This is a genomic window from Delftia sp. WSY_10 (assembly GCF_043104705.1).
Taxonomy (GTDB): Bacteria; Pseudomonadota; Gammaproteobacteria; order Burkholderiales; family Burkholderiaceae_C; genus Comamonas; species Comamonas tsuruhatensis.
Map to the genome: position 1 here is coordinate 1 of NZ_JBICKY010000042.1, position 1,118 is coordinate 1,118.

General features: G+C 70.1%; 1 pseudogene. It reads left to right on the forward strand.

Going from position 1 to position 1,118, the window contains the following annotated elements:
- Nucleotides 1-1,118, forward strand: a pseudogene (locus ACF8ML_RS18405) (RHS repeat protein); the annotation flags it as partial.

Below are 1,118 nucleotides of genomic sequence, written 5' to 3' on the forward strand. Positions count from 1 at the left end.
GGCTGGCGCCTCATCGGGGTCGACCTCACGCAGGACCCGTTGCATCCCCTGTCCACCCCCATCACGCTCGTGCGCTACGGCTACAGCAGTGCAGGCGATCTCATCACCGTCCACGACCGCGCAGGCCAGCTCGTGCGCGAATTCGAATGGGACCACCACCGCATCAGCGCCCACCGCCATGCCAGCGGACCCTGGCACCGCTACCGCTACGAGAGCGTCCAGCCCGGCGCCCGCGTCATCGAACACAGCAACCAGGAAGGGCTGTCCTACCGCTTCGACTACCTCAGCCAACCGCCGGGCCCGGACGGCCAGCCGCGCGCGGCCACCCGCGTCAGCGACAGCCTGGATCGCATCGAGACCTACTACTTCGAAGGTGCGGCGGGCCTGTCGCGCCTCATCGCCCACCACAAGGCCGACGGCAGCCGCTGGCTGCAGGCCTACGACAGCTTCGGCCGCCTGGCCTCGCGCACCGACCCGCTGGGCCGCAGCGTCCACCTCAGGCGTGATGGACAGGGCCGGCTCATCGGCGTGCAACTGCCCGACGGGCGCAGCACCCAGCAGGAGCATGACGATGCCACGGGCCGCCTGCTCAGCGCCACCGACACCGCAGGGGCCACCACCGGCTACCAATACGACGCCTGGGGACGCCTCACCCAGATCACCCAGGCCGACGGCAGCACCGAGCGCTACCACTACCCCGACCCTCAGGAAGCGCCGCTCACCTGCGACAGCCCCCGGCGCATCGAAGACGCCCAGGGCGGCAGCAAACAGCTGGCCTGGAGCGATGCGGGCCAACTGCTCAGCTACACCGACTGCTCGGGCCACAGCACGCACTACCACTACGACCGCTGGGGTGCGCTCATCGAAGTGGGCAACGCCCTGGGCCAGCGCCAACGCCACCAGCGCGACGGCCAGGGCCGCATCGTGGCCAGCGAACTGCCCAACGGCCAGATCGAGCGCTACCACTACGACAGCGCAGGCCACCTCACGCGCATCGAACCGGCCCAGCCCCCGCTCACCCCTCTCATGGGGGGACAAAGCCCTGCTGCACCGGCCGCCGACCCCAGCATCCACCTGCGCTACGACCTCTGGGGCAGGCTGGTCCAGCGAACACATGG